At 47.7% G+C, this 25601-nt stretch carries 23 protein-coding genes; 17 read left to right on the forward strand and 6 right to left on the reverse strand.

Annotation, left to right across the window (positions count from 1 at the left end; all coding sequences use genetic code 11):
- Positions 1-11: 11 nt before the first annotated feature.
- From ABIC22_RS16895 to ABIC22_RS16905, 3 genes are all read left to right on the forward strand, one after another.
- Positions 12-1436 (forward strand): glycoside hydrolase family 1 protein, encoded by a 1425-nt coding sequence (locus ABIC22_RS16895; RefSeq protein WP_127538790.1) that lies wholly within the window; start codon positions 12-14, stop codon positions 1434-1436.
- 232 nt (positions 1437-1668) lie between these two features.
- Positions 1669-2520 (forward strand): BglG family transcription antiterminator LicT, encoded by an 852-nt coding sequence (licT, locus tag ABIC22_RS16900; RefSeq protein WP_127538791.1) that lies wholly within the window; start codon positions 1669-1671, stop codon positions 2518-2520.
- A gap of 129 nt (positions 2521-2649) precedes the next feature.
- Complete coding sequence (locus ABIC22_RS16905; protein WP_127538792.1) at positions 2650-4566, forward strand: beta-glucoside-specific PTS transporter subunit IIABC; 1917 nt, start codon at positions 2650-2652, stop codon at positions 4564-4566.
- Positions 4567-4722: 156 nt separating this feature from the next.
- Here ABIC22_RS16905 and ABIC22_RS16910 read toward each other — a convergent pair whose 3' ends face one another.
- Positions 4723-5604: a LysR family transcriptional regulator gene (locus ABIC22_RS16910; protein WP_354482437.1), complete on the reverse strand. Its 882-nt coding sequence runs from the start codon at positions 5602-5604 to the stop codon at positions 4723-4725.
- A gap of 170 nt (positions 5605-5774) precedes the next feature.
- On the opposite strand from ABIC22_RS16910, the gene ABIC22_RS16915 reads away from it, so the two are divergent.
- Both ABIC22_RS16915 and ABIC22_RS16920 read left to right on the forward strand, forming a co-directional pair.
- Positions 5775-6368 (forward strand): ankyrin repeat domain-containing protein, encoded by a 594-nt coding sequence (locus tag ABIC22_RS16915; RefSeq protein ID WP_318284089.1) that lies wholly within the window; start codon positions 5775-5777, stop codon positions 6366-6368.
- A 50-nt stretch (positions 6369-6418) separates the two neighbouring features.
- Positions 6419-7774: a uracil/xanthine transporter gene (locus ABIC22_RS16920; protein ID WP_354482440.1), complete on the forward strand. Its 1356-nt coding sequence runs from the start codon at positions 6419-6421 to the stop codon at positions 7772-7774.
- On the opposite strand, the gene ABIC22_RS16925 is transcribed toward ABIC22_RS16920, so the two are convergent.
- Complete coding sequence (locus tag ABIC22_RS16925; RefSeq protein WP_354482443.1) at positions 7761-8138, reverse strand: PilZ domain-containing protein; 378 nt, start codon at positions 8136-8138, stop codon at positions 7761-7763. The two genes, ABIC22_RS16920 and ABIC22_RS16925, sit on opposite strands and share 14 nt — an antisense overlap.
- Before the next feature lie 109 nt (positions 8139-8247).
- Positions 8248-8712: a hypothetical protein gene (locus ABIC22_RS16930; RefSeq protein ID WP_354482446.1), complete on the reverse strand. Its 465-nt coding sequence runs from the start codon at positions 8710-8712 to the stop codon at positions 8248-8250.
- Positions 8713-8862: 150 nt separating this feature from the next.
- On the opposite strand from ABIC22_RS16930, the gene ABIC22_RS16935 reads away from it, so the two are divergent.
- From ABIC22_RS16935 to ABIC22_RS16975, 9 genes are all read left to right on the forward strand, one after another.
- Positions 8863-10446 carry a HEAT repeat domain-containing protein gene (locus ABIC22_RS16935; protein ID WP_354482449.1) on the forward strand — a complete coding sequence of 528 codons (1584 nt, stop codon included), beginning with the start codon at positions 8863-8865 and terminating at the stop codon, positions 10444-10446.
- 28 nt (positions 10447-10474) lie between these two features.
- Entirely contained in the window at positions 10475-10939 is a 465-nt protein-coding gene (locus ABIC22_RS16940; protein ID WP_354482452.1) for a DUF6386 family protein, read from the forward strand.
- 71 nt (positions 10940-11010) lie between these two features.
- Entirely contained in the window at positions 11011-11694 is a 684-nt protein-coding gene (locus ABIC22_RS16945; protein ID WP_354482455.1) for a hypothetical protein, read from the forward strand.
- 20 nt (positions 11695-11714) lie between these two features.
- The gene (locus ABIC22_RS16950) at positions 11715-12335 is read left to right on the forward strand and encodes an SMI1/KNR4 family protein (RefSeq protein ID WP_354482458.1); all 621 of its coding nucleotides are present in this window, start codon (positions 11715-11717) and stop codon (positions 12333-12335) included.
- 10 nt (positions 12336-12345) lie between these two features.
- Entirely contained in the window at positions 12346-12879 is a 534-nt protein-coding gene (locus ABIC22_RS16955; RefSeq protein WP_354482461.1) for a DUF5412 family protein, read from the forward strand.
- A 370-nt stretch (positions 12880-13249) separates the two neighbouring features.
- Positions 13250-13798, forward strand: a complete 549-nt coding sequence (locus tag ABIC22_RS16960; protein ID WP_354482464.1) for an RNA polymerase sigma factor — start codon at positions 13250-13252, stop codon at positions 13796-13798.
- Positions 13788-14927, forward strand: coding sequence for a DUF4179 domain-containing protein (locus ABIC22_RS16965; protein WP_354482467.1), 1140 nt, complete (start codon positions 13788-13790; stop codon positions 14925-14927). Before ABIC22_RS16960 ends, ABIC22_RS16965 begins: the two co-directional genes overlap by 11 nt.
- A 315-nt stretch (positions 14928-15242) precedes the next feature.
- Positions 15243-16775, forward strand: coding sequence for a methyl-accepting chemotaxis protein (locus ABIC22_RS16970; protein WP_354482470.1), 1533 nt, complete (start codon positions 15243-15245; stop codon positions 16773-16775).
- A 154-nt stretch (positions 16776-16929) separates the two neighbouring features.
- Positions 16930-17637 carry a DUF4274 domain-containing protein gene (locus tag ABIC22_RS16975; RefSeq protein WP_354482473.1) on the forward strand — a complete coding sequence of 236 codons (708 nt, stop codon included), beginning with the start codon at positions 16930-16932 and terminating at the stop codon, positions 17635-17637.
- Positions 17638-17728: 91 nt separating this feature from the next.
- Here the strand turns inward: ABIC22_RS16975 and ABIC22_RS16980 are convergent, their stop codons facing one another.
- The 3 genes from ABIC22_RS16980 to ABIC22_RS16990 form a co-directional block, all read right to left on the reverse strand.
- Positions 17729-18568 (reverse strand): DUF4850 domain-containing protein, encoded by an 840-nt coding sequence (locus ABIC22_RS16980; protein WP_354482476.1) that lies wholly within the window; start codon positions 18566-18568, stop codon positions 17729-17731.
- Between the two features lie 119 nt (positions 18569-18687).
- Positions 18688-19053: a VOC family protein gene (locus ABIC22_RS16985; protein WP_154896214.1), complete on the reverse strand. Its 366-nt coding sequence runs from the start codon at positions 19051-19053 to the stop codon at positions 18688-18690.
- Positions 19054-19264: 211 nt separating this feature from the next.
- A complete protein-coding gene (locus ABIC22_RS16990) occupies positions 19265-20917 on the reverse strand; it encodes an alkaline phosphatase (protein ID WP_354482479.1) in 1653 nt (550 codons plus the stop codon).
- Between the two features lie 237 nt (positions 20918-21154).
- Here ABIC22_RS16990 and ABIC22_RS16995 point away from each other — a divergent pair, with 237 nt between their 5' ends.
- The 3 genes from ABIC22_RS16995 (at position 21155) to ABIC22_RS17005 (ending at position 25503) form a co-directional block, all read left to right on the forward strand.
- Positions 21155-22459, forward strand: coding sequence for a hypothetical protein (locus ABIC22_RS16995; protein WP_354482482.1), 1305 nt, complete (start codon positions 21155-21157; stop codon positions 22457-22459).
- Between the two features lie 225 nt (positions 22460-22684).
- Positions 22685-24199, forward strand: coding sequence for an AbgT family transporter (locus ABIC22_RS17000; RefSeq protein WP_354482485.1), 1515 nt, complete (start codon positions 22685-22687; stop codon positions 24197-24199).
- Positions 24200-24246: 47 nt separating this feature from the next.
- Complete coding sequence (locus ABIC22_RS17005) at positions 24247-25503, forward strand: amidohydrolase (protein WP_354482488.1); 1257 nt, start codon at positions 24247-24249, stop codon at positions 25501-25503.
- Positions 25504-25601 lie beyond the last annotated feature (98 nt).

A 25601-nucleotide genomic window follows, 5' to 3' on the forward strand; every position in this document is an offset into this window, starting at 1 on the left:
GAATGATTGAGATGACAACACCATTTCCTAAGGACTTTCTATGGGGCGGCGCGGTAGCCGCCAACCAGCTTGAAGGAGCTTATAATACGGATGGTAAGGGATTGTCTGTTCAAGATGTGATGCCTCACGGGATCACCACGCCAAGAACGGAAGGACCTACGGAAGATAACCTGAAATTGATCGGTATCGATTTCTACAACCGGTACAAAGAGGACGTAAAACTGTTTGCCGAAATGGGCTTCAAAGTGTTCCGTACATCCATTGCCTGGTCCCGAATCTTCCCTAAAGGGGACGAGCTTGAGCCAAACGAAAAAGGTCTGCAATTTTACGATGACCTGTTCGATGAGTGCCATAAATACGGGATTGAACCCCTAGTAACGATCTCTCACTATGAGACGCCGCTGCATCTGTCCAAAACGTATGACGGCTGGGTTAACCGTAAAATGATCGAGTTTTACGAACGTTATGTAACCGTTCTGTTCAACCGGTTCAAAGGCAAAGTAAAATACTGGCTGACGTTTAATGAAATCAACTCCATTTTGGAGGAGCCATTCATGAGCGGCGGGATCTATACGCCAAAAGATCAATTGAGCAAGCAGGATCTGTATCAGGCGATTCACCATGAGCTGGTGGCAAGTGCACTGGCTGTTAAACTGGGTCATGAAATTATGCCGGAAGCCAAAATTGGCTGTATGGTTCTAAGTATGCCAACGTATCCGCTGACTCCGAATCCGGATGATGTGGTTGCAGCGATGCATGCAGAACAACGTAATGACATTTTTGCCGATATCCACGCACGTGGATACTATCCAAAATACATTAACCGTTATTTCAAGGCGAATAATATCAATATCAAGTTCGAAGACGGAGATGCGGAAATTCTGAAGCATACGGTCGACTTTATCTCGTTCAGCTACTATGTAAGTATCTGTGAGACAGGTGATCCGGAGAAACGCATTGAAGGAAAAGGAAATCTGTTTGCAGGGGTTCAAAACCCTTACCTTAAAGCAAGTGAATGGGGTTGGCAGATCGATCCGCAAGGTCTGCGTGTTACGCTGAATAAATACTGGGATCGATACCAAAAACCATTGTTTATCGTTGAGAACGGGCTGGGTGCCGTGGATGAATTGATCACGGACGAGCACGGCAATAAAACGGTAAATGATGATTATCGCATTCAATATCTGAATGACCACTTGGTGCAGGTTGGTGAAGCGCTTGAAGATGGTGTCGAAGTTATGGGATACACTTCATGGGGCTGTATCGACCTGGTTAGTGCATCGACTGCAGAGATGAAGAAGCGTTACGGATTTATCTATGTAGACCGCAACAACGACGGAACAGGTTCACTGGAACGGTATAAGAAAAAATCGTTCCATTGGTACAAAGAAGTTATTAGTACTAATGGTGCAAGCTTGAAAGGCATTAACGAATAATAGTGGTTCAAAAGGCATGGTTGACAAGCATCTTCTCATGTCATAATTAGTCACATTAACCGCTTTCACAAAAACATTGTCATATAGATATTTATATGGTAAGATGGGCCTAAGGCTAATGAATAACTGGATTGTTACTGTTCAATCAGGCAAAACCAGAAGCAGGGCATCTTTCGTGACCTGCTTTGGTTTTGCCTTTTACTACTTTGACGGTGCAAGGTGATGTGAAGAAATGAAAATTGAGAAGGTGCTCAACAACAACGTAGTTACCGTGATTGATTCGGGCGGAAACGAACTGGTCGTCATGGGGCGGGGAATTGCCTTCAAAAAACATGCTGGTGAATCGATCGACGAAAGTCTTGTCGAAAAAATATTCTCATTGGAAAGCAAGGAAGTATCGCAGAAACTGAAAACGCTTCTGTCCGATATTCCAGTTGAATATGTTGAATGCTCGGATGAAATTATTCGTTATGCGGAGACGGTGTTAGGTGAGAAGTTACATGAGAGCATCTATATTTCACTAACGGATCATATTCATTTTGCCATTGATCGACATCGTCAAGGATTGCAGATCCGTAACGCACTGTTCTGGGAGATCAAGCGCATGTACCGCAAGGAATATGCCATTGGACTAAAGGCACTTCAGATTATTGAAGAAACGCTGGGTGTACTGCTTCCCGAAGACGAATGCGCATTCATCGCCATGCATCTGGTCAATGCCCAGATGAACGGCGAGATGAGAGAAACCATCAGTATTACGAATATTGTCAAGGACATACTCAACATTGTAAGGCGCAGTTTTGTCATTGAACTGGATGAGGATTCGCTGAGCTATTATCGCTTCTTAACCCATCTGAAGTTTTTTGCTCAACGTGTGCTGCAAGGTACAGCCATTGAAGACAAGGAAGAAGATAATCCGCTTCATGATCTGGTGAGTAAGCAATACCCTGAAGCATATGCTTGTGCAGTCAAGATTAATGATTATACGCGGAAGATCTATAATCGGGTCTTGTCCAAGGAAGAAATACTGTATCTGACGATTCACATTGAGCGTGTTGTAAGAAATGAACAACCAATTGAATAATTTTAGGATTGTTACTGCTAAAAAGGCAAAACCTAAACGTTGAATAATGATAAGCTGAAACTGCTTTGTCATTATTCAGTGTTTAGGTTTTTTTTTAACCTTCATTACACATTAAAGGAGCAAAATACAATGGATAAACAACAATTGTCCAAAGATATTCTGAAGTTGGTCGGTGGAGAAGAAAACATTGATCAAGTCACGCACTGTATGACAAGACTCAGATTTAATCTCAATGACAATGGCAAAGCTGACAAAGCGACGCTTAAAAATACACCTGGCGTTATGGGTGTTATGGAGAATGGTGGTCAATTTCAGGTCATTATCGGAAACGACGTGCCTGTGGTGTACAACGCGCTGGTAGGAAACATGTCCAAATCTCCTGATGCGAAACCAGCTGCTGCTGCAACAGGCGGCAAAAAGAAAAATTCGCTGAGTGCCGTATTTGACTTTATTTCAGGTGTGTTCACTCCAATCCTTCCAGCCATCACTGGCGCGGGTATGATCAAAGGGATCGTGGCCTTGCTGCTTACCTTTGGATGGATTGATGCAACAAGTTCAACATACATCATCTTGTCCGCAATTGGTGATGGTGCGTTCTACTTCCTGCCAATCATTCTCGGAATTAGTACAGCACGTAAACTCGGGAGCAATATGTACATTGGTGCAGCCATTGGTGCATCGGTTATGCATCCAACCATTACCGCTTTGTTAGCACCGGGTGAGAATGTATCTTTCATCGGTTTGCCGGTTGTAGCTGCAACCTATGCATCTTCGGTTATTCCGATTTTGATTGCAGTCTGGCTGGCATCTTATGTAGAAAAAGCTATCGACAAGGTTACACATGCTTCTCTTAAATTGATTGTTGTACCTACAGTTACACTGCTTATCATTGTTCCTGTTATGATGATCGCCGTAGGACCACTAGGGGTTATCATTGGTAACGGCTTGACAGACGGTATTAACTGGTTGTTTAATAATGCTGGTTTGTTTGCAGGATTGCTTGTTGGTGGAGCGTTCTCACTCTTGATTATTACAGGAATGCACTATGCGCTCGTTCCAATCATGATCGGTTCCATTGCAACATTGGGATACGATTACTTGATTCCGCTCATGATGGTTGCTAACTTTGCACAAGCAGGTAGTGCTCTAGGTGTTTCTCTGAAATCCAAAAACAAACAAATCAAGTCCTTGTCTGCATCGACTGGTGTTACCGCACTTATGGGTATTACAGAACCAGCTATGTACGGGGTCAATATGCGATTCAAAAAACCGTTTGTGGCAGCACTGATTGGTGCGGCAATTAGCGGAGCGTTCATTAGCTTCTTCCAAACTAAAGCCTATGTTATGGGTGGTCTGGCAGGTCTTTCAGGAATTCCAATGATCATCGGTCCGACATTTGTATATGCTCTGATCGGAATAGTCATTGCGGTTGTAGCTTCAGCAATTCTGACCTACATCCTCGGATTCGAAGATGTTCCAGAAGCGGTTCCAGCAGCAACGACTACAGCTTCAGCTGAGCCTGTTACACCAGTTGCAGCTGATGTAAACAGTTCCGCTTCCGCAGTATCTGCGGTAGAAGAAGAAAAAGCCCAGGATCAAGAAGTATTCAGCCCGATGACAGGGGAAGTAAAACCGCTGAGCGAAGTACCGGACCCTGCATTCTCTGAAGAAATTATGGGTAAAGGATTTGCAATTCAGCCGACCGAAGGTCGTGTGGTTTCCCCGATTAACGGAACGGTGTTCTCTTTGTCGAAGAGTGGACATGCCATTGGTCTGGTCAGCGACAACGGTGCAGAGATGCTGATCCACATCGGAATTGATACAGTGAAGCTGAAAGGCCAATTCTTCTCGCCTAAGGTTCAGGCGGGTGCAAAAGTTGCTGTGGGTGATGTATTGATGGAATTTGACCGTGAAGAAATCGAAAAAGCGGGTTATACAACCATTACACCAGTCATCATCACAAACATGCATCAATATGAGTCGATTGTATCTGCAGGTCGTACTGCAATTAAAGAGCAAGAGCTGCTCTATACAGCCAAAGCCTAATCCATAAGAAACAGCAGAGTTTCCAAACGTACTGGAGACCCTGCTGTTTTTTTGTTTTATAGCTACGCTTTTTGTTTTATAGCTACGCTAATCGTTATATGTCACTGCAACAGCATATCCGTTGCTTTCAGAAGCAACACCTCATCCGTTATGTACCTATGGGAGCATCTCCCGAACCAACTGCACGAATTGCTGGGCCGGCTTGGACAGATAACGATGGTGCAGCCAGACGAGCGCTGAACCCACGGTGGAGTTTGGATCAAGGATCCGATATACATGGAATGATTGTTCGTGATGAAGCTGCAGCACAGTGCCAGGCACGATGGAGTTCGCGAATCCGAGCCGGACCAGCTCTAGCAGCATGGCCACATCTGAGCATTCACCCATAATTGAAGGCTTCACCTGATGTTCACGAAACTTCTCGAGAATCAGTTCAAACATGCCGAGTCCCTCTGTACTGGGAAGCAGGAGTGGAACTTCTGCCAACTGATCAAAGTAAGTGCCATGTTCTCCCTTGGTCTCCAGGGGCTCTGGGGATATGTAGTAGAGCGGCTCCTGCGGCAGATGCAGCACTTCATAGTGTTTTGTTTTTACCGGCATACGTACGCAGGCCAGCTCAATCAGTCCATCATCCAGCATGCTGCATAGTTGAGCGGATTCATTCTGCTGAATTTTATAGGTTACTTGAGGATGGCTTGTGCGAAACTGCTGGAGCGCCTTCGGGATCAGACTATCGGAAATGGTGTTCATGCCCAGGGATAGCTTGCCCCGGATGCCGTAACGGAAGCTCTGCATTTCCATAACGGCTTCCTCCATGTATTTGGTCATCGTGACGGCATAATCATAGAAGCTGCGGCCTGCTTGCGTTAATTCCATCAAGCGTCCCTTGCGTTCAAATAAGGCTACGCCAAGCTCTTCTTCCATCAGTTTTAATTGCTGGCTGAGTGGAGGCTGAGCCATGTGCAGTCTTCGAGCAGCTGCTGTAATTTGTTTCTCTTCGGCAATGGCAATAAAGTAGCGACATTGTTTGATATCCACTTGTTTTCACCCTCGTTGCAAGTATATGTATTTCGTATAGTTAGCCAACAAAACATGTATTTTTAATATACTATCCTCCTATGGTACCATACATTAGATTTACGCACCTAAATAGCAAGATTCGATCTCCATAGGAACGCTGATCCACAAGGTTAACAACGAATTGGAGGATGAACGCATTGGTTAAAACGATACATGCCGCTGCTGAAGCTGGACATACAGATGAGGTAATCCGGTTTATTACACAAGGTGACGGACTGAATGAACGGGATGCGCTTGGGAGAACTCCGCTAATGGCTGCAGTGCATGGCAACAAGGTACAGACAGTTAGCATGTTGATTGATGCCGGAGCGGATATTAACATTCAGGATAATCGATTGGATAATCCATTGTTATATGCCAGTGCTGAGGGCCTCAAGGAAATTGTTGAAATGGCCGTCGCGGCTGGGGCAGATACAAGATTAACGAATCGCTTTGGCGGAACCGCACTTATCCCTGCAGCAGACAGAGGCCATGTGAACATTGTGGAATTCCTGCTGACTTGTTCGGATGTGGATGTGAACCATGTCAACAATCTGGGCTGGACAGCTCTGCTGGAGGCCGTCATTCTGGGAGACGGTGGACCCCGGCATCAGCAGATCGTGGCATTGCTTCTGCAATATGGTGCCGATAGAGAGATCGCCGATCGGGATGGCGTTACCCCGCTAGCTCATGCCAGACGCAACCGTTATACCGAAATGGAACGGATGCTATCGAATAGCTGAATGAAGGTGCCTATTTCCATATTGAGGTACGAAAGGACACGAATGAAATCATGAACAGACAACAAGAGCATTTCATTACAAAATATATGAGTCAGACATCCTCGCTGGTTTTGGCAGGAATTCAATGGTTCTTCTTCCTGTTTACCAACACGGTTGTGGTGCCATTATCCATTGGTCATAATTTTCAGATGTCACCGGATGCCATCGCCGCATCCATGCAGCACGCTTTCCTGCTCACCGGAGCTGTGTGCATTCTGCAGGCCGTGTTTGGGCATCGCTACGCGGTCATGGACGGACCGTCCGGTCTGTGGTGGGGATTGACCCTCAGCCTGACCGTCTCCGCATCTTCTGCCGGCATGAGTCTGGAGCGAATCGGGGGCGGACTTGCTGCCGGCTTCCTGCTCGCAGGACTAACCATGGCTGTTCTTGGCCGATTGGGTGCAGCCCATCTGCTGCAGAAACTGTTTACACCCATGGTCAAGAGCGCCATGTTATTTCTCATGACGATTCAGCTGACCATGAATTTCTTCAAAGGCATGATCGGGTATACGGAATTCGGCACATTTAACCTGCCGGTTGCAGCTTTATCTGTAGCTATTGCCTTTCTAGTCGCCCTGATCCAACTGAAGGGAAGAGGCAAACTGGGCAACTACTCCATCCTCATTGGCATTGTGACAGGGTGGATTGCCTACAGTTTTGTGTTTCCAGGCCAGCAGGCAGGATTATCGGGCAATTCTGGGGGGAGTTTGTTTACGCTATTTCCATGGGGAGTACCGACGTGGGAGCCGGGCATTGTTGTAACGGCGTTCTTCGTCGGATTGGTCAATATGACGAATTCAATTACGACATTAAGCACGGTCGAGAAAATATATGAAACACAGACGACAGACCAGCAATATAGACGCTCCTATGTGCTAACCGGATTGTTCAGCATGCTATCCGCATGTGTGGGTGTGCTGCCATTTGGTTTATTTGCTTCGTCTATCGGTTTTCTGGAAAGCACTCGGATTTTGCGGCGTGCTGCTTTTATTATCGGAGCTGCCATGTTATGTATTTTGGGGCTCACCCCTTCGGTGACTGCCTTTTTTGCGCAAATACCACCGAGTGTGGGCAGTGCTGTGCTGTTTGTAGCCTATCTGCAAATGTTTGGAACAGCTCTCCGCACCATTGAAGGTACTGCGTTTAATTCCAAGACGATCTACCGCGTGGCTCTGCCTGTGCTAACCGGCGTGGCAGTGATGAACATCCCTGCAGAGGCATTTCAGGCATTACCGATTTACCTTATTCCGATTATTAGCAATGGTCTCGTGATCGGAGTTATGGTCTCGCTGATTCTGGAGAAAAGTGTGAACTGGTCCAAAATGGAGAATGCTTCTACCGCGAGCAAAACCGTTACTTCACCATGATTCTTCCCTGTCCGGCAAGCATGCGCAGTTCTCTGGACAGGCGATCATGGTTCCCGTCTTGTATCTCAAGCCGTACACCGTAGTGCCAGGTTTCGTTCTCCTCATTGCCCCAGCGCAGTGTTCCTTCCAGATCTAACGGATCTTCAAAAAGAAGCAGATTCATTCCGATCCGGATTTCATTGGACTCCACATGCAGGCTTAGCGGAAATGAAAGCTGGCACCCCGATCGGCTGATATCGATCAATTCGGCCTGAATGGGTTTGTGCGGAGCAGAGACTCCATTAATGCTGATAATGTAAATTTCAAACGTGATGGGTTCCTTCAATGTATAACGAAAAGGCTCTCTTCTAAGGTTGATTGACATAGTTTCCTCCACAAAGTTCAAAAAGTTCATGTTATGGATATATCGTCAATTTGTAGCTGAAAATGAAGAGATATGGCCTTGTTTGCATTGAAGGGGATCCAACACCATATCAGGTAAAAGTGAGCCCTATGCTCGCACTCGCAGACCGTGGATCATAGCTGGAATATATTGATCCCCATGGGAAGCTGTATTCCATATAGGGATACGGTTTGGAGCGGTTAATATGCGGCGCAGCGGAAATTTGATTTTTGAGCCACTCATCATGGGCCAGCTTGCGCTTCATCTCACCTGCTTCGGTCCAGTCATCCCATGAAGAGGGGAATTCTTCGCCGTCCAGTGCCAAACTGGCCTGAACCAGCCGGGACTGATGGAAACACAAGGCGAGGTAAAATGCTTTAACATCTGCAGAGGCATCTGATTTGAATTTATACCACGTGTATCCCGTAGTAAGTTTCTGAACCTCCGTACGATTCTCCCGATAAAACCAACTTCCCTTCAATTCCTCCTCCGTAAGACCGGAATACAATTTCAGACTATCGTGAACCCGAATCACGCCGCTTTCCCATCCGTCCATATTACAGCCCCTCCCTCATTGCATTTTTTCACAAGTATAGCATACACAGATATAGCCCCTGAGTTCCTTTAACCCCGGTGCCTGGCTTGATATAATGGTTGGATATGGTTCTGATTCCTCACCTGAATCAGATGGGAAGGAGCGGATGAAATGCGGCAATTAACTTCGGAACTCCAGCATAAACTGGATCGGCTCGAGACGGGAACGGTTCAGGAAACCGCCGAGAAGCTCCGTCATCTTGGTCAATCCGGAGAGTATATCTTGATCCCGAGTCTGCTGCGGCTGATGGATGATGAGAGTCTTGTTATCCGTCAGGCTGCAGAGCAGGCGGTAGCTCGTTTAATAGAAGCGTGTCCAGTATCCGAACTGGTGTGGCTGAACGAACATGTAAGGGAATGGCGTCCTTCCCCAGTCATTTGGAAGCGGGTCGTGGAACGTGAGGTACATAAGATAGATCAGGCCAGTACAATTCGTTTGTCCATGTTGACGATGCACTGGAGCGGCTACATCAGAGAGGCTGCGGTTAGAAGAATGATTCGGGAGGATGAGTCCTATAGCTTTTCTTATTTGCTGCTTCGGTTGAATGACTGGGTGCCCGAAATTCGTCAGTTGGCGAGAGCGGCACTGGAACTTAAACTGAAGCCCGAGCATGCCAAGCTGTGGATGGAAAATATCATGCTTGTGGAGCGGCTTCGGATCTGTGGACGGGATTCATTCGAGTCTTTTATCGAATCCGTACATCACCTGCTGCGTCAGAAGGAATGCAGGTTTGTCCTTCATAACGCACGGGTATCCCCTGAACCCAGCATCCGTCAGTTCGCTTTTCGGATTTCACTCGAAGCAGAGGGCACGGATGCTGGCATGATTATGGAGCAGGCATTACGGGATGAGAACCCTGCCATCCGGCGATGGGCAGCGCAGCGAGTAGATCGTATGTTGTCCGGTCAGAAGCTGAGAGAGGCCCTTCTTGGCATGCAGCTGGACAGTGTGCCTTCAATCCGCCGAGAAGGTCTGGCTGTACTTGCCACCATGTATCCCGATGATGCAAAGGCCGTTATAATGGATCGGCTTCTGGATTCAAACCTGCCAGTGCGGGATACAGCACGGAGGTATGCCAAAAGGTGGATGAACGTGAGCTATGCGGAGTGGTATCTGGATGTCATCTGGGGTGATGATCAACATCATCTCGCTGCAGCAATTTCAGGACTGGGAGAGACGGGGGACAAGGCAGACGCAGAAGTGCTGTATGAATATGCGAAGCATCCATCGATTGCCGTACGAAAAGCAGTTATCCGCGGATTAATGCGGCTGGACGCTTCTTCATACGGAACGCATTTTGTAGATTCGCTAAAAAGCCCGCAACCTGGCATTTCCCGGGAGGCCTGCCGTGCACTTATGCATCATCCCTATCTCATTCAGCCTGATGTAATGGCTGATCTGTTGTCGGACCCTGATGCCCTGCCTCATGTAGTCCGCAATGTGCTGCGCATTATTTCCTCCATGAGCAAGTGGAATCAGGTCGGACTGCTGCTGCAGCAGCTTCCAGCGGCAAGGCACGAATGGGTGAAACAAGCCATTCATCGCCAGTTGTATAACTGGGCCAGGTACCCGAACCGCAGCTACGGCGGAAGATTGTCCGCGGCAGAACGGGGACGTCTTCATAAGCTGCTGTCGTTATGCGGGCAGGAACTGGACGGTGATCTGTTGCTACGCTTGGAGTGGATAATGCAATAAATCATGACGATCAGAGAGGAAGATAAGAATGCGTGGGACATTTCAACTCGTGACGGGAACGGCAACCATGTGCCTGTTCGATCTGGCTTCGTTAAAACACCGTGTAGAAGAACCGCCCGACTGGTGGTCCATTCCGGAAGATGAACTGGCTGAGGTGAATGCGGGTCATTGTCTCTTTTTCAATCTGGGAGCAGATGGATTGTATGAGGTGACATGGAGTGTGGACATCTCGGATACAGCTAGCAAAGTGCAAGAAACGGAAGGTTTGCAGGTATTCTATCTGCAAGTTCCGTCCGGCAACGTATTTCTGGGTGCAGCTGAAGATGTCAGTGGGGGAGAACTGGAGCCAGATGAGTCATGCGATGGAATAACACTATCGCTGCAGCCGGGAAATGTAGCTTGCATCGTCTCAAGAGAAGGCAATCAGATCTCACTGACGATTCAACCGGGTGCTCAAGGACACAATGATCTGGATAGTCTGATCCGGATTTGAAGTGTTTTTATAAGGATAGACAGGTCTTATAGAACTCAAGAAGTGAAGAAAACTGAAGCGGAGGAATTCACATGCCGAATTGGAATTTCACATCGATCACAGATTCAGATAAACTGCATCAACATATGCGGATACTCGCTGCACTGGATATCATCCTGTCGGAGGAGGAATGGCTTCGTGTACACCGATATGAAGCAGAGCTGCAGCCTGGTGTCGCTTTGGGGAGTATCGCCAACGGGGCAGGAGATCACCTGCATGTGTTGTTTACCCCATCGGGTACCTTAATCAAAGGATTTGATCATGAATCTCCCCTAAGCCCCCATGCTCGTGACGATGGTGAAGTCTATCCGGGCATGTATGATGAAGTGCCAAAGGCATTGAGAGCAATCTTGGAGGACCAGGAAGAGAGAATGGAACCCGAGGATGTTACCTTTTGTATTTGGCAGGAGGGAAAAGACCCTGAGTGGAAGACAGGAAGCTGGATTCAGCAAGCGTTAATCGAAGAAAGCGAAGACGACGCCACAGGCGGTGCCGATTTTTTGCTGGGCTATATTGAGGAAACGCCAGAGGCGTTCGTTGATTGGGCAGAGGGTTATTACGAGTCACATGAACTGCCGCTGTCTGCGATTGCTGAAGTATATGAAGGAAAACCAGTGACGCCAGGTTTAATCAGGAAGCTATGTCCTGAACGTGATGTAGAAGCAGCACTGGATGAGCTGCAGCAACGTGGTTATGTCATAGAACGAATGGAATAGAGGGTGGGGGGACAGCAGTCGTGTATAAGCAGCAACTAGAACGCATAAGCGAGAAGTTGAAGAATCTTCAACGTTTGGATGCGGATATGAGCTTGTTTGGGGCAGAGAACCACGAGTATGAGATGGAGCGGGTATGGACATCGGAAGAGATCACAGGGTTCGAACAGAAATGGAAGATTACTTTGCCAGAGGAGTATCGGGCCTTTCTGCTGCATATCGGGTCGGGAGGAGCAGGTCCGTATTACGGACTGGAGAAGCCGGAAGATGGGGTGTATGCCGTCATTGGATATGACGATGAGCTGAATGCTATCTCGGATCCATTTCCCTATGTAGAAGCTTGGAACTGGGAAGTTGACTGGTATGATGACAGCAAGGAAGAAGAAGAGTGGGATGTACTGGACCATGATTATCTGGATCCTAAACGGTCGGCAGGCCTGCTGCGCATCAGTGATTTTGGCTGCGGCATTTCCATGAATCTGGTTTTGAATGGACCATGCAGCGGGGAGATCTGGACCGATGATCGGGCGAATCGCAGCGGCATCTATCCGGATCATTATTTCGGCAATACGGAACGTCTGCGCTTTCTGGATTGGTATGAGTTATGGCTGGATCGTTCCATCCATGAATTGAATGAAGAGTAGGGGATTCTTGATGGTAAAAAAAATGAACAGGATTGCATTATTGCTCGTGCTCATTTTATATTTCATTTCGTTTTACTCATTATATGCCAATATGAATAATCAATGGTTGATCGCTCCGCCTGCCTATGTGCTGCTCGTTTTTTCTATATTCGTTCTTGCGCTAGCTATACTTGGTTTTCAAGATCGATCGAACAACTTTGCGAAGCTAAGAAGCTGGATCTCGGTGATCTTCTCTTCAGTCCTCATTTTCCTGCTACTTGTTGTTGCATCATTTACTGCGATGTTCTCCGGATCAAAAGTATTACTCACGACGACACATTCGCCAGATCAGCATTATACATTGAAATTCTATAAAACGGATGCGGGTGCAATGGGGACATTCGGCGTTGTGGGGGAATTAGTGGGACCGCTTTGGTTTCGAAAAGTGGTCTATTCAGAGCGAAAAGCAGATCAAGTCCATTTGCAATGGAGCAATAATCACACCGTTGTCATTAATGAGCACCAATTGAATTTATCGTTAGGGGAAATCTGGATTCCACAATAGTACTCATTGAGAATAACTAAGCTTTCTAGGGACCCCGTTGTAACTCATGTAAATCAGTGATAACCATTTAACGTGAGTGAAAATAACTGATTCGACTTTACATAAATAAATAGGGTTTATAAAAAACGTACGATGATCTATAAAGCACATTTTAATAAAGAACAGTACGGATTAATGAATGATCTCTGTCTTAAACAGGGGTCATTCTTTTTATCGTTTAACTCAAAATATCTCCAGACAGCCTTGAGCCTTATTGGGCGTGTTTACTCTGTTTTGCAAGTGGGTTCATTGGTATGTGGGAAAATAATAAAACCGTTTGGTGCAGTTACCCGTCTTATACCACAGAAAGAGAGAGAAGGAGGGAACCGGGGTGGAGACCAAAGCCGAAATGAAGAAGATGATATTCGTGCAAACCGAAGATGAGACGGTGTTTGTTCAGTCCATCATGGAGCATCAAGATACGCTGATTTCCATTGCCTACAGCTATCTCCGCAATCGTCATGATGCTCTGGAAGCTGTGCAGGAGATGACATGCCGGGCCTGGACGAAGCGTCGGAGTTTAAAAAATGAAAAAGCGTTCAAATCCTGGATCATTCGTATTCTGATCTATGTCTGTATTGATGAACAGAGACGCCGCAAGCGAACCACACCGCTGGCTAATGACGGTTTGGAGGATGTGTTTGCAGAGGTCGCAGTTGCAGGCCAGGATGATAACCGGATTGTCATGTGGGGATTTTTGCAGAAGATAAAACCGAAATACCGCCATGTATTACTGCTGAAATATTATAACGACATGACACTGAGTGACATTGCCTTGATCCTCGGGAAACCCGAAGGCACCATCAAAACCTGGCAGCACAAGGGGCTGGAGCAATTACGCAAGCTGATGAAGAACAGGGGGGATTGGCATGAAAATTAGCCAGGAGGAAAAAGCACTGCTCGCAGACGCCTATCAGGTTGAAATGGAGAAACAGCATTTGAACCCGGCAGATACGGCGTTTGCCATCCAGCGAGGGCTTGCAAAAGCAAGAGCGAGGCGAACGACAAGCGGTCTCCCGATAAAATGGGTCACTGCTGTGCTCATAACGGCAATTGCTGCCGCGTGTTTCCTACTTGGGCCATACCGAGGGATTATTATCCCCCAGACAACAGCTGTTGAACCCATTCAGGACTGGGGAGTGCTGGAGCCTTTTCGAAAACTGGCTGAGACGGACGTTAGCGGGAGTACGATCGAATCTGCAATGAATAATGGCTATGTTCAACTTGTCGACCGTACGGTGAAATCGGGAATATATCAATTTACCGTTAATGCAGTAATGGCAGATGAGAACAAGTTAATTGTGTTATATACAGCCAAGACAGACGATACTCAAGAAGTCTATTCGGTTGTGAATACCAAGATGACAAACGCGGTAACGAATAATGTATTGGGCGACGGAAATATTAGAGGGGTGCATCATTCAGAAGATGAGCACACCATTTATGGTCAAAGCGCCATAGAGTTTCAAAAAAATCAGCCCTTGCCTGAACAAGTCATGATGAATGTACAGATTTCATCAGTTGTTCCGAACCAAGGGACTGATTCAGATGCAGTCAAAAAGGAACGGAAATATCAATTTTCAAAAAAAATGAACGTCACTTTCAATCTGGACCCTAAATTCTCGATTCCACAGACAGAAGTCTTAGAACTGAATAAGCTATTCACAGTTGGTGGATATGAGGTTATGTTATCTGAAGTAGAATTATCCCCTCTTGTGACTCGTGTCAGATTCATTTATGAACCTGGCAAAAAGATTGATTACGAAACCAAACTTTCCATCTACGATGTAGTTAACCCTATTAAAATTGTTTCTACAACCAAGGATGGTAAGCAGTTAGAGTTATCCTCGGTAGGAGGAATTGGCACCGAAGACGGCATGATCCACTCGTTCAGCAGCAACCTGCTTGATAATCCACAATCGTTGGTGTTAAAGCTGCTTGCACCGGGCAAAGTGTATGATGATCTTCAGGAAGCAGAACGCGATATGATCGAGTTGAAAATCAAATAGACTGGTTTGTTGCATCAGGATTCAGCGGAATCAACCTAATTGGCCTGCCTGTACGTAACAGCGTACGAGGCAGGCTTTTTGGTTTATCTCTCGATTGATATGGAAGCCTATTATTTTGCTGTAGTATATAAATTTTAAATTTAGAATACCGATATACATAATGTAGCGCTTATTTCATGTTTATGAAGTTAATTTGTACTATGCTACAGCGCGGGGGATTTGCGGATTGCGTATAAGCAGGACCATAGACCAATGGAATGTAGTACAGAGTTGCCCTACAACACCACATTTACCTAGATAAAGGACGGGGAACGGATGAATCGGTATGATGAAATTATTTGGAAAAGGAACAAGCTGATCAGTATCATTTTGTGGATTATTCTTGCGATTGGTGTGAGTCTGAGCTTCATGCTCCCCAAGCTGCTTGTTTCCAATGGGATTGCCATTTTGTTTGCAGCCTGGGTTACATACGCTAATGTGAAAAGAAAACATATTCATTTAATTCCTTGGCTGTTTACCATTTTGATTACCTTATGTGGGGTCTATGTCGGTTGGGGTACGGTTAACCTTACGATGAGTCTGGTAATAACCGCTGTTTTGCTGCTCATTCCGAACAAGAAGTTTTTTATGATTGGTTTTTTTGTCTTACTAGCCCACAGTGTGCTCCAGCTATTTGTTATAAACACAGCTCATGCTGATGAACTTATAGAGAATATCGTTAACGTTGGACTGTTCGCTCTTACTGGAGCAATCCTGATGTTAGTCTCCCATTTGAATCAAAGACTTTTCCTGGACAGCGAAGTCCGCTGGCAGGAAGTAGAGCAATCCAAACACAGAGTAGAGACGATGATGGAACGTGTCAAAGCTTCGGTGGAAGGTCTGTCTCTTTATACGGATCAACTGAAACAGAAGGTGGACGCGACCGGGTCCATCACGCATGAAGTGACGCTCGGATTCAGTGAAGTGGCCAAAGGCGTTGAGTTCCAGGCGACCAGCGTAGCAGAAATTTCGGAATCTCTCTCCTTGTCGGATCATCATATCCGTGATGTTGCTTCCTATTCGTCTCAAATGAAAGAACTGTCCGCCAGTATGGCATCCAGTACGGAAACGGGAAGTGCACAGATGGACCATCTGAATGTGCAGATGCAGGAACTCTATGAGACGATTGATACCACGGCTTCCGATATGAGAAAGTTCAATGAGGAAAGTGAAGCAATGTCCCTGATGTTGAACAGTATCTCGGATATTGCGAACCAGACCAACTTGCTTGCACTCAATGCTGCGATCGAAGCCGCTCGTGCAGGCGAACATGGACGCGGATTTGCCGTGGTCTCGGAGGAAGTTCGCAAGCTGGCAGAGCACTCTGGTCAGTCAGCAAGTGAGATTGGCACCATTTTGACCCGGTTAAAAGGGCAAACACAGGCACTGACGGATCGCTTCGAACGCATTCGCCTTGCTCTTCAGGAAGGAAGAGATAGCGTGCAGACTGCAGAAGTTGTGTTCCGTACGATTAATAGCAATTCCCAGGAAGTGCTGAATCAGGCTATGGATATTGAGAGCAGTTCCGCCACGATGAAGGAATCCTCCACCAAAGTCGTGAATGAGGTTTCCGAGATTTCAAGTGTGACTCAGCAATCCAGTGCCGCTACGGAAGAGATTCTTGCCAGTATGGAGGAGCAGCGCAACCTGACTCAGAAGATGGTGGACAGCTTCGGTGAGCTGGAGCAACTGATTCTGAACCTAAATGAGCTGGTGTCGGATCATCAGATGTCCTCTTCTGTCACTGAAGAGAAGGCTGCTGATCGTCCTTCACCAAGTGTGGCACCGATCGATACGCTGTCAGCTTAGAGGTAGGATACCTTTTAGTAGAAAATGTAGAGCCCGCCCGTACGTACGTTCATCGTCGGGTGGGCTTTTTTGCTGCCAAGTGGTGACTTGAACCCCATGAATATCTCCTTTACAGTGTAATGTAGAGTGTGAAGTGCAAGGAGGAGTATAGTAAATGAATTGGATTGAAATCAGTAAGTCCAAAGATGTGGAACAAGTTTGCGCAGCTATACATAGCCTGGATATCAATGAGCGAGATGAACGAGGACGTACACCGCTTATGCTTTTCTTGACGCATCGCATGCCAGCTGAGGCCATTAAATGTCTGTTGGAACAGCAAGCAGACTTGGAAGCGGAGGACAAACTCGGCGATACCGCTCTAAAAAAAGCTGTGAAGTTCAAGCAGATCGAAGCTATCCAGCTGTTGCTTGAATATGGGGTGAAGCTGGATTCTGCATATGGAATTCAGGCAACGGCCTGGAACGCTGCTAGGAGGGACCCGGACATTGCAGATATGCTGCTCGGTACCGCGGGCTCGGTAAGACTTCGGCTGACTCAGGCGGAACAAGCCATCGTGGATGAAATTTTGTACGAGGAAGCTTCAGAGAGGGCAGCCGCGAAGATCCGTGAGCTGGACTCAGCTGTACTTCTGCATGCTGTCGTGAACGGGTATAACTGGGATGACAGTCCCGAGCCTATGCTGGCTGTTTGTGAACATCCTGCCTGTGCCGAGATCACGATGCTGGACATGGCAGAGCTGCTGGATGCCGATTATTGGCTGGAGATGGACGAAGATGAAGTGAACCAAAGCGAGGATGGACCAGGTTATCGCCAGCTTGCCGAGCTGCTAAGCGTGAAGTGTCCAACAGCGTTCCACAAATGAATTGTGAATACAAAACAAGAGCATGTTCTGGGCTCAACTAGAGATGCTCTTTTTTTGTATATTAGTAAATAATGTGATTCTAGGCGAGCGCCTAATCTGTCTCCATATTCAGCGGTCCATGATGGGACTGGAAAAAATGCAAAGAGGACTGAATTACCTCGTCTCGGGTAGAGGGAACTTGAGCTAGGTTGAATTCCAGCAGCCGGAATACATAATCATTGCTGTCTTCGTCGTAATAAACGACACCTTCCTGGTAAAAACCGCCTTTCAATGTCGTCACATATGATGCTGTTCGGTGATTCTCTCCCTCCGTTCCGACATTATTCCATTCGTCAAAAGACATAGGTTCATAAACAGTGAAGCCCTGTTCATCTGCCCAGTCGGCCTGATCGGGAAAATATGTTCCAATGTTGTTTATGGCACAGCCTTGACAGGCCCAGGCGTTATCCGAATAATGCAGATTCTCTTCTGTATTATCCGGATTCATCAGTGTGAGTCCATATGAACCGTTCGCCCCTACGCTTCCCGAAGCTTCCCAGCCTGCTGGAGCTAATAATAGGTAGCCGCCTGGCATGTCTGATCTATACACCAGTACAGCTTGCAGCTTGTCTTTAAGATCCGGTGAGAGTTCGTAACTCATCTCCGGAACTCGGGGAGGTGCAGATCTGATATAACTTCGATCACTGTCCACGCTGAGATCTGCTTCCGTCAACTGCAGAGGCAATACAATCTGACTTCCATCTGTTCCTGGAAAAACGATTGTTTCCCTCGTCGATTGAGCAGGTGCCGATGCATAGCCATTTCCCCAGGTGCCAGTGGTAAACCCGGCATACATTCCACATACAAGCAGAGGAACGGCAGCGATTGCTGCGAACCATCCTATTTTGCGACGGGGTTTGACCGATGGGTGCTGTTCCACGTTTTTCCCCATTCCTTGCTCAACTCCTTATCCAATAGTCACTAGCTTAGTGTTCGGTTCGTTACGGTCTTGATTGGGCGTAGATAAAAAGGTACCAAGTTATAGGCGCTGATGCACCGTGTCACACCAGATCATGCATGTTCGGCGAGCTGTACCTCGAAGCCGTCCGGGTCGGCAATGTAGAGGAAGCGTAGATGTGGATTCGGCTGAACAGGCCCGCGAACAATGGGAATATTCAGTGCTGCCAGTCGTTCCATGGCTTCTTCCAGTGAACTCACCTCGTAGCCGATGGACACGCCAGATTCTTTTTTGAGGATGGATTCACTTCCCTCAATCAGCTCCAGCATGGTTTCATTTTCTGTGCCCAGCATGGCAATTTGCCGCCCACGACTTTCGAATTGACGCTGGATTGGAAGCCCGAGCATGCCGTGGTAGAACCCAAGCGAGGCTTCCAGATTGCGCACCCGAAGCGTGATCCAGTTTAATTTGATCAACATGGGTGAATCTCTCCTTTTTGTCTCCTATATATCAATGTTACGTCCATTATACGACAAGCAAGGAGGGTGTACCCATCCTTGTCTGTGAACAACAAAAATAGCTGCCGAAATATTCGGCAGCCCAATGATATAATTCCGGTTGAAACTTTATAAACCGCTACGCTTTCCCATTATGTGTGTTTGGTTTATAAGCGCAGACCATCTTTCAAACTTACTGAATCAGATCCACTGCACCCTGTGGTACAAAAGCATCTACCCCGTTATACACGATTACGCCTTCCAGCGCAGTCTTTTTGCCGTTAACCAGCGCAATATTTTTGTAGATTTGCAGTTCTACTTTAGTGCTGCCTTTGGTAACCAGAATCTTAGGATTTTTGGCATCTGTCAGATCCAGCTTGTACGTAGCGCCTTTGGCTGTGAATGCTTGTTTGGCAGGAACAAACAGCTGTTTGCTCACGCTATCCAGCTCTAGATTCAATACGCGCGCCATATATTTAGCCACATCCGTATTGTCGATTACGCCGAATGGACGGTCATTGTTCGGAGCATACGTGTAGAGCACAACGTCTCCGCCTGTGTGACCACCAGTTGTCCAGCCAATGCCTGCGCGTTTGCTGATCATTGGTCCGATGGCGTAGTTCAGGCTGCCTGGCTCGGCTGCCTTAATGGTAGCGATCTCCTCGGATGTCAGGTCGGAAATGCCATAGTATTGTTTCATGACAGCTTTGATATTGGTGCGTTTGGCATTCAGCTTCGCTTCCACGCCTTCACCTGTCAGCTTGGCCTTTTTCAAAGGTCCGATAAATGTGGACAATGGTTCTTTGTCATAGGTGCCCGTTGTTGCATTGTTACCGATCGTGAGACCGCCGTTACCGTGGTCCGTTACTGCCACAACAGCTGTCTCTCCATCTGCTTTGGCAAAATCCATGGCTACTTTTACGGCATCATCAAATGCCAGCACGTCACTGATAATTCCGATCGGATCGTTGGCATGCGCAGCCCAGTCCACTTTGCTGCCTTCAACCATGAGGAAGAAACCGTCTTCGTCTTTGGACAGAACATCAATGGCTTTGGAAGTCATTTCAGCAAGGCTTGGTTGCTTGGCAGGGTCACGGTCCATATCATAAGCCATGCCTGCAGGTGCGAACATTCCCCACAGTTTACCGGAGTTTGAGGCATTCATGGCAGCCGGTGTGGTCACGTAATCGTAACCGAGTGCTTTAATAGAAGAGACCAGATTTTCACCGTCTTTGCGACCCGCCGGCTCAAGGTAGCGACTTCCGCCGCCCAAAACAACATCGAGGCCGTTATATACTTGCTGTTTGCTGAGTGCGTCGTAATTTTTGCGATCCGGATAGTGGGCAGAGAAGTCTGCCGGTGTAGCGTGCATAATCTCGGAGGTGGCTACAATGCCGGTTGCCTTGCCTGCCAATTTGGATGCCTCCAACACGGATGCAACGGGTTTCTTGGCATCTCCAGGCGCGATAGCCTTCTGTCCAGGCATGGTTGCCTTGTCTGGCAGTACGCCAACATATCCTGTATGTGATTTATAACCTGTAGCAAAAGCCGTTCCCGCAGGAGCCGAGTCCGCAATCGGAGCATCCGCGGAGTGTGTGCGAACCATACCGCTTGCCATGGAATCCAGAGTCAGGGAGGACCCTTTGTACCAGCGGGCCAGTGCAGTGGCATCGTTAGCCATACCGTCCGGAATCAGGATAATGACATTTTTGATCGGTGATGATGATGCGGGTGCAGCAGTGACGTCAGCAGCCCATGCTGCGCTGCTTCCTCCCAGCGTAGCTGTAACAACTGTTGTAACCGCGAGCATCATTTTGGCCGCACGGGCATTGAACCGGTTTAACATGAATACATCCTCCTAAAATAGATATGTATAGTTTGGTATCCAAAAACCAGTGTATACAACAATTGCTAAACGAACGTAAGGAATGGGTTAACTAAATGTAAAATTTACGATTATGATGCATAATCAGGAATGAGAGGGTGTAAGCCATGGCTGAGATGAAGAGGTTTACAGCGGAACCTCAGTTCGGTATGATTTTTGTATTAAACGATGTTGCGTTGGACAAGGGGATGTGAGTGCATGTACCGAATCGGAATTGTAGGACCGAAGCCGTCCATTGAGCGGACCATGCGTGCTGTGGAGGGGCAGGAGCTGGAGGCTCATTTTGAGTTGTATCCCTATGAACATGCACGCGAGACGGGCGAGATTATTACGAGGAACCGCGAGAAAGTACACGGGTGGGTGTTTACGGGTCCCATTCCTTATCTGACAGCCCAGGACGTCTTGCGTGAAAAAGAACATGCCATCTACTGCCCGCCTACCGGGGCCAGCTTGTACAAAGCCATGCTGCAAGCCATTTATACACTGGACAATCCGGTGAAGGAAATCTCCATTGATATGACGGGGAATGAAAGCTGGGGGCTGATGGACAGTCTTGAGGAATTGAATTTCTCGGATGAGCAGCTGCGAAAATACGTTTTTTCCACCGATTACGATGTCGAAGACATGATCCAATTCCACGTTCGTCACTGGGAGGAAGGGCAGACCAAGGCAGCCATTACCTGTCTGTACGCTGTATATGAAGGATTACTTCAGAGAGGGGTCCCTGTCTTCAAGATTGATTCCACCAAGCTGGAGACGGTGCAAGCGGTACGAATGCTGATTGAGCAGATTCGCAGTTCTGCATTCAAAGACAGCCAGATTGGCGTGTTAATGGTTGAGATTGAAGGGTGGCATGCAGCCGGTGAACAATCGACGGAACGGTATCAGCTGCAGCATATGGAGCTCAAGATCAAAGGCATCCTCCTGCGTCATTGTGAACAAATCGATGGTTCCCTTCACCAGGATGGTACAGGACGATATCTGATGTATGGTTCCAGGGGTGGAATGGCCCGTAACATGGATTCGTTGCATACGGCGATGCACCAGCTTGAGCTGGATACGGATCTGCTTTCCTTTGCCGGGATCGGGTTTGGTGAAACTGCATTTGATGCAGAGCGTCATGCCCGGAAGGCGATCCAATATGCCAAGGACGATGAAGCTGGACGTGTGATTGTCTATGAGACGGATGGGACGATTGTGGAGGCAGCGGGTGAGGATCAGGAATTATCCTATGAGATGTATTCAAGTGATACCGAATTGCTCGAACAGTTGAACAAGGCAGGGGTTAGCATTCGTACATTTCAGAAACTGAAGGCATACATACGCCGGATGGGCAGAGAAGAATTTACGGCCAGTGAACTGGCATCAGGATTATCAATGACCATCAGGCACGTACAGCGAATTCTCGGCAGTCTTACGGCATACTCCCTGGCTGAAATCACGGGAAATGAGCTGAATACCCGCAGAGGACGGCCAAGTAACCGATATCGGCTGCTGCGTTAGATTTACGAACATAGAGACGGAATAAGGATACCGATGTTGCAACCTTAGCTCTCATGTCCACTCCTGGTGGACAATGTGAACGGGATGCAGATCGGTATTTTTTATGTTTAGTGTCAAAATACATAACATAAGTATTGAGTTTTGTACGGAGTTAATTATATAATGTCCTAAAATTACGACATTTTCGTTAAATGTACGTTAATATCACAGTCAGGGGGTATTTGCATGGTGAAAGCGGAAAGGCAGGAGAGTACAGGACTTTTTGGTTGGGTAGAGAAAGTGGGGAATAAGCTTCCCAATCCGTTTTTATTGTTTATCTATCTCATTGTCGCCCTGATGTTTGCTACCCTTGTACTGTCGTTCTTTAACGCGACAGCACATAACCCGATTGACGGAGAGAAGGTTCAGGTCAAAAACCTGCTGAGCCGAGAGGGAATACAGTGGCTGCTGCCGAATGTGGTAAAGAACTTTGCTGATTTTAAACCACTTGCTTCGATTCTGGCACTGGTACTCGGAATTGGTCTCGCTGAGAAAGTAGGTCTTCTGGAAGCGGTCATGCGCAAAATGGCTGTTCGGGTACCCGCCCGCTATGCCAGCTATCTTGTCATTTTCATTGCATTCTTCAGTCATGTGTCTTCAGATGCAGCGCTTGTCATCATGCCTCCGCTCGGAGCATTAATTTTTCTCGCTGTAGGCAGACATCCGATTGCCGGATTGATCGCAGCCATTGCCGGCGTTGGTGCTGGTTTCACCGCAAATATGCTGATTGTGACGACGGATGTATTGCTGTCAGGCATCAGTACCGAAATTGCCGCCTCGGTAGATCCAAGTGTGGGTGTTACGGTCTTGGATAACTGGTACTTCATGTCCGCTTCTGTCATTGTGCTGACACTGGTCGCAGGTTTTATGACCGACAAATTCCTGGAACCGCGCCTGGGCAAATATGAAGGGGAACGTGTTTACAAGCTGGAAGCTCCAACACCTGAAGAAAACCGGGCACTGCGTGCAGCCGGTATTGCCGCCCTTATTTTTATCGCTGTCATCGCGTTTATGGTGGTACCTTCGAATGGCATTCTTCGCAATCCGGAAACAGGCAGTGTGATGGGTTCGCCTTTTCTTGCAGGGATTGTGCCTGTCATTTTACTGTTCTTCTTCACCGTAGCACTAACTTACGGCATTAAACTGAAAGTGATTCGGAACCAGAATGATCTGCCGAAATTGCTGATTGAACCGATCAAAACGATGGCAGGTTTCATTGTGATGGTCTTCCCGCTATCCCAATTCGTGGCGATGTTCAACTGGAGCAACATGGGTAAGTTTCTGGCACTGACTATCACGGATCTGCTTGAAAAAACGGGTATTAATGGCATCCCGGTGGTGATTGGACTGATCTTCCTGTCTGCGTTGCTAACGATGTTTATTGCAAGTGGATCTGCGATCTGGTCCATTCTGGCTCCTGTATTTATCCCGATGATGATGCTGCTTGGATTCCATCCGGCGTTCACTCAAGTCATTTTCCGGGTATCCGACTCGGTTATCATTCCACTTGCTCCGGTATCGCCTTTTGTACCCTTGTTCGTCGGATTTTTACAGGAGTACCGTAAGGATGCCAAGCTCGGAACGTATTATTCCTTGATTTTGCCATATTCCATTGCATTCTTCTCCGTCTGGGTCGTCATGGTCATTCTCTGGTACGTCTTCAACCTGCCACTTGGCCCGGGAGTTCACGCCAGATTATAGGAGATCGACTGATTCGGAAATAAGAGAGTTGAGAGAGGGGAACCGATATGATCGACATTATTGCGCTTCGAAGAGAGCTGCATCAATATCCCGAATTGGGATTCACGGAATTTCGTACTGCGACCAAAGTTGTACAGATGTTAACGGCATTAGGCTATCGTGTGACGTATGGAAAAGATGCCATTGATGACGTGTCCCGGCGGGGGCTGCCCAAACCGGAAGTACTGGAAGGTGCCTATCAGCGTGCTCTTCAGGAAGGAGCGGAGCCCGCTATCGTGGAACAGATGCGCGGCGGATTTACCGCTGTTGTCGCCGAGCTGGATGGAATTCAGGAAGGGCCGACAACGGCATTTCGCTTCGACATGGATGCACTGCCGATTCGTGAAAGCGGGCAGGACAAGCACGTGCCACAGTCGGGGCAGTTCCGCTCGAAACATGAAGGCATCATGCACGCATGCGCACATGACGGGCATACCAGCATTGGTCTAGCACTGGCAGAACGGTTAAGCGACCGACAATTCGCCGGGACGGTTCGTCTGCTGTTCCAGCCTGCCGAAGAGGGAGTACGCGGTGCATATGCCATGGTGGAAAAAGGCATGCTGGATCAGGTGGATCGCCTGTTCTGCATGCATCTCGGCACTGACGTATCATCCGGTCATGTCAAAGGGGCCTCCGCTGGTTTCCTGGCAACGACGAAGCTGGAAGCACACTTTACCGGGGTATCCTCTCATGCGGGAGCTTCACCTGAAGAAGGGCGGAATGCGCTGCTTGGTGCGGCAACTGCCATGCTTAATATTCATGCCCTGCCAAGATTCAGTACCGCTGATACACGCATCAATGTGGGCATTTTGGAAGGAGGAACTGGCGCGAACATCATTGCCGAGCACGCTCGCATGGTGATTGAGACGCGTTCCACGAAGGAAGAAACGAATCTTGAACTGGAGCGGCGTGTGCGTCAGATTCTGGAGCATAGTGCAGCCATGCATGAGTTAAGGGTTACCGTTGAGATTGTAGGCGGAGCTATTCCGATCAGGTGTGATATGGAACTTGCGGAGCTTGCCGTGAAGAAGGCAGAAGGGATATCCGGAATAAGACATGCTGAAGCGATCTCGGATGGCGCTGCCCTGGGAAGCGAAGATGCAAGTTATATGATCAAACGTGTACAGGAGCAGGGTGGACTTGCCACGTATATGATTGTGGGCAGTGACCTGCCCGCACCCCACCACCATCCTGAATTCGATATCGATGAAGCGGTTCTCGCGCCGGCGGTGGAATGGCTGGAACGATTGGCTCGCAGCGTTTAAAGCAGCAGAGATGGCACATTAGCAGGCAACAAAAAAGGACATGAGAGCGTGATGCTCTCATGCCCTTTTGAGATTTCGTGGACTCGGTATGCAGCAGG

This window comes from Paenibacillus sp. PvP094 (assembly GCF_040546835.1).
GTDB lineage: Bacteria > Bacillota > Bacilli > Paenibacillales > Paenibacillaceae > Paenibacillus > Paenibacillus illinoisensis.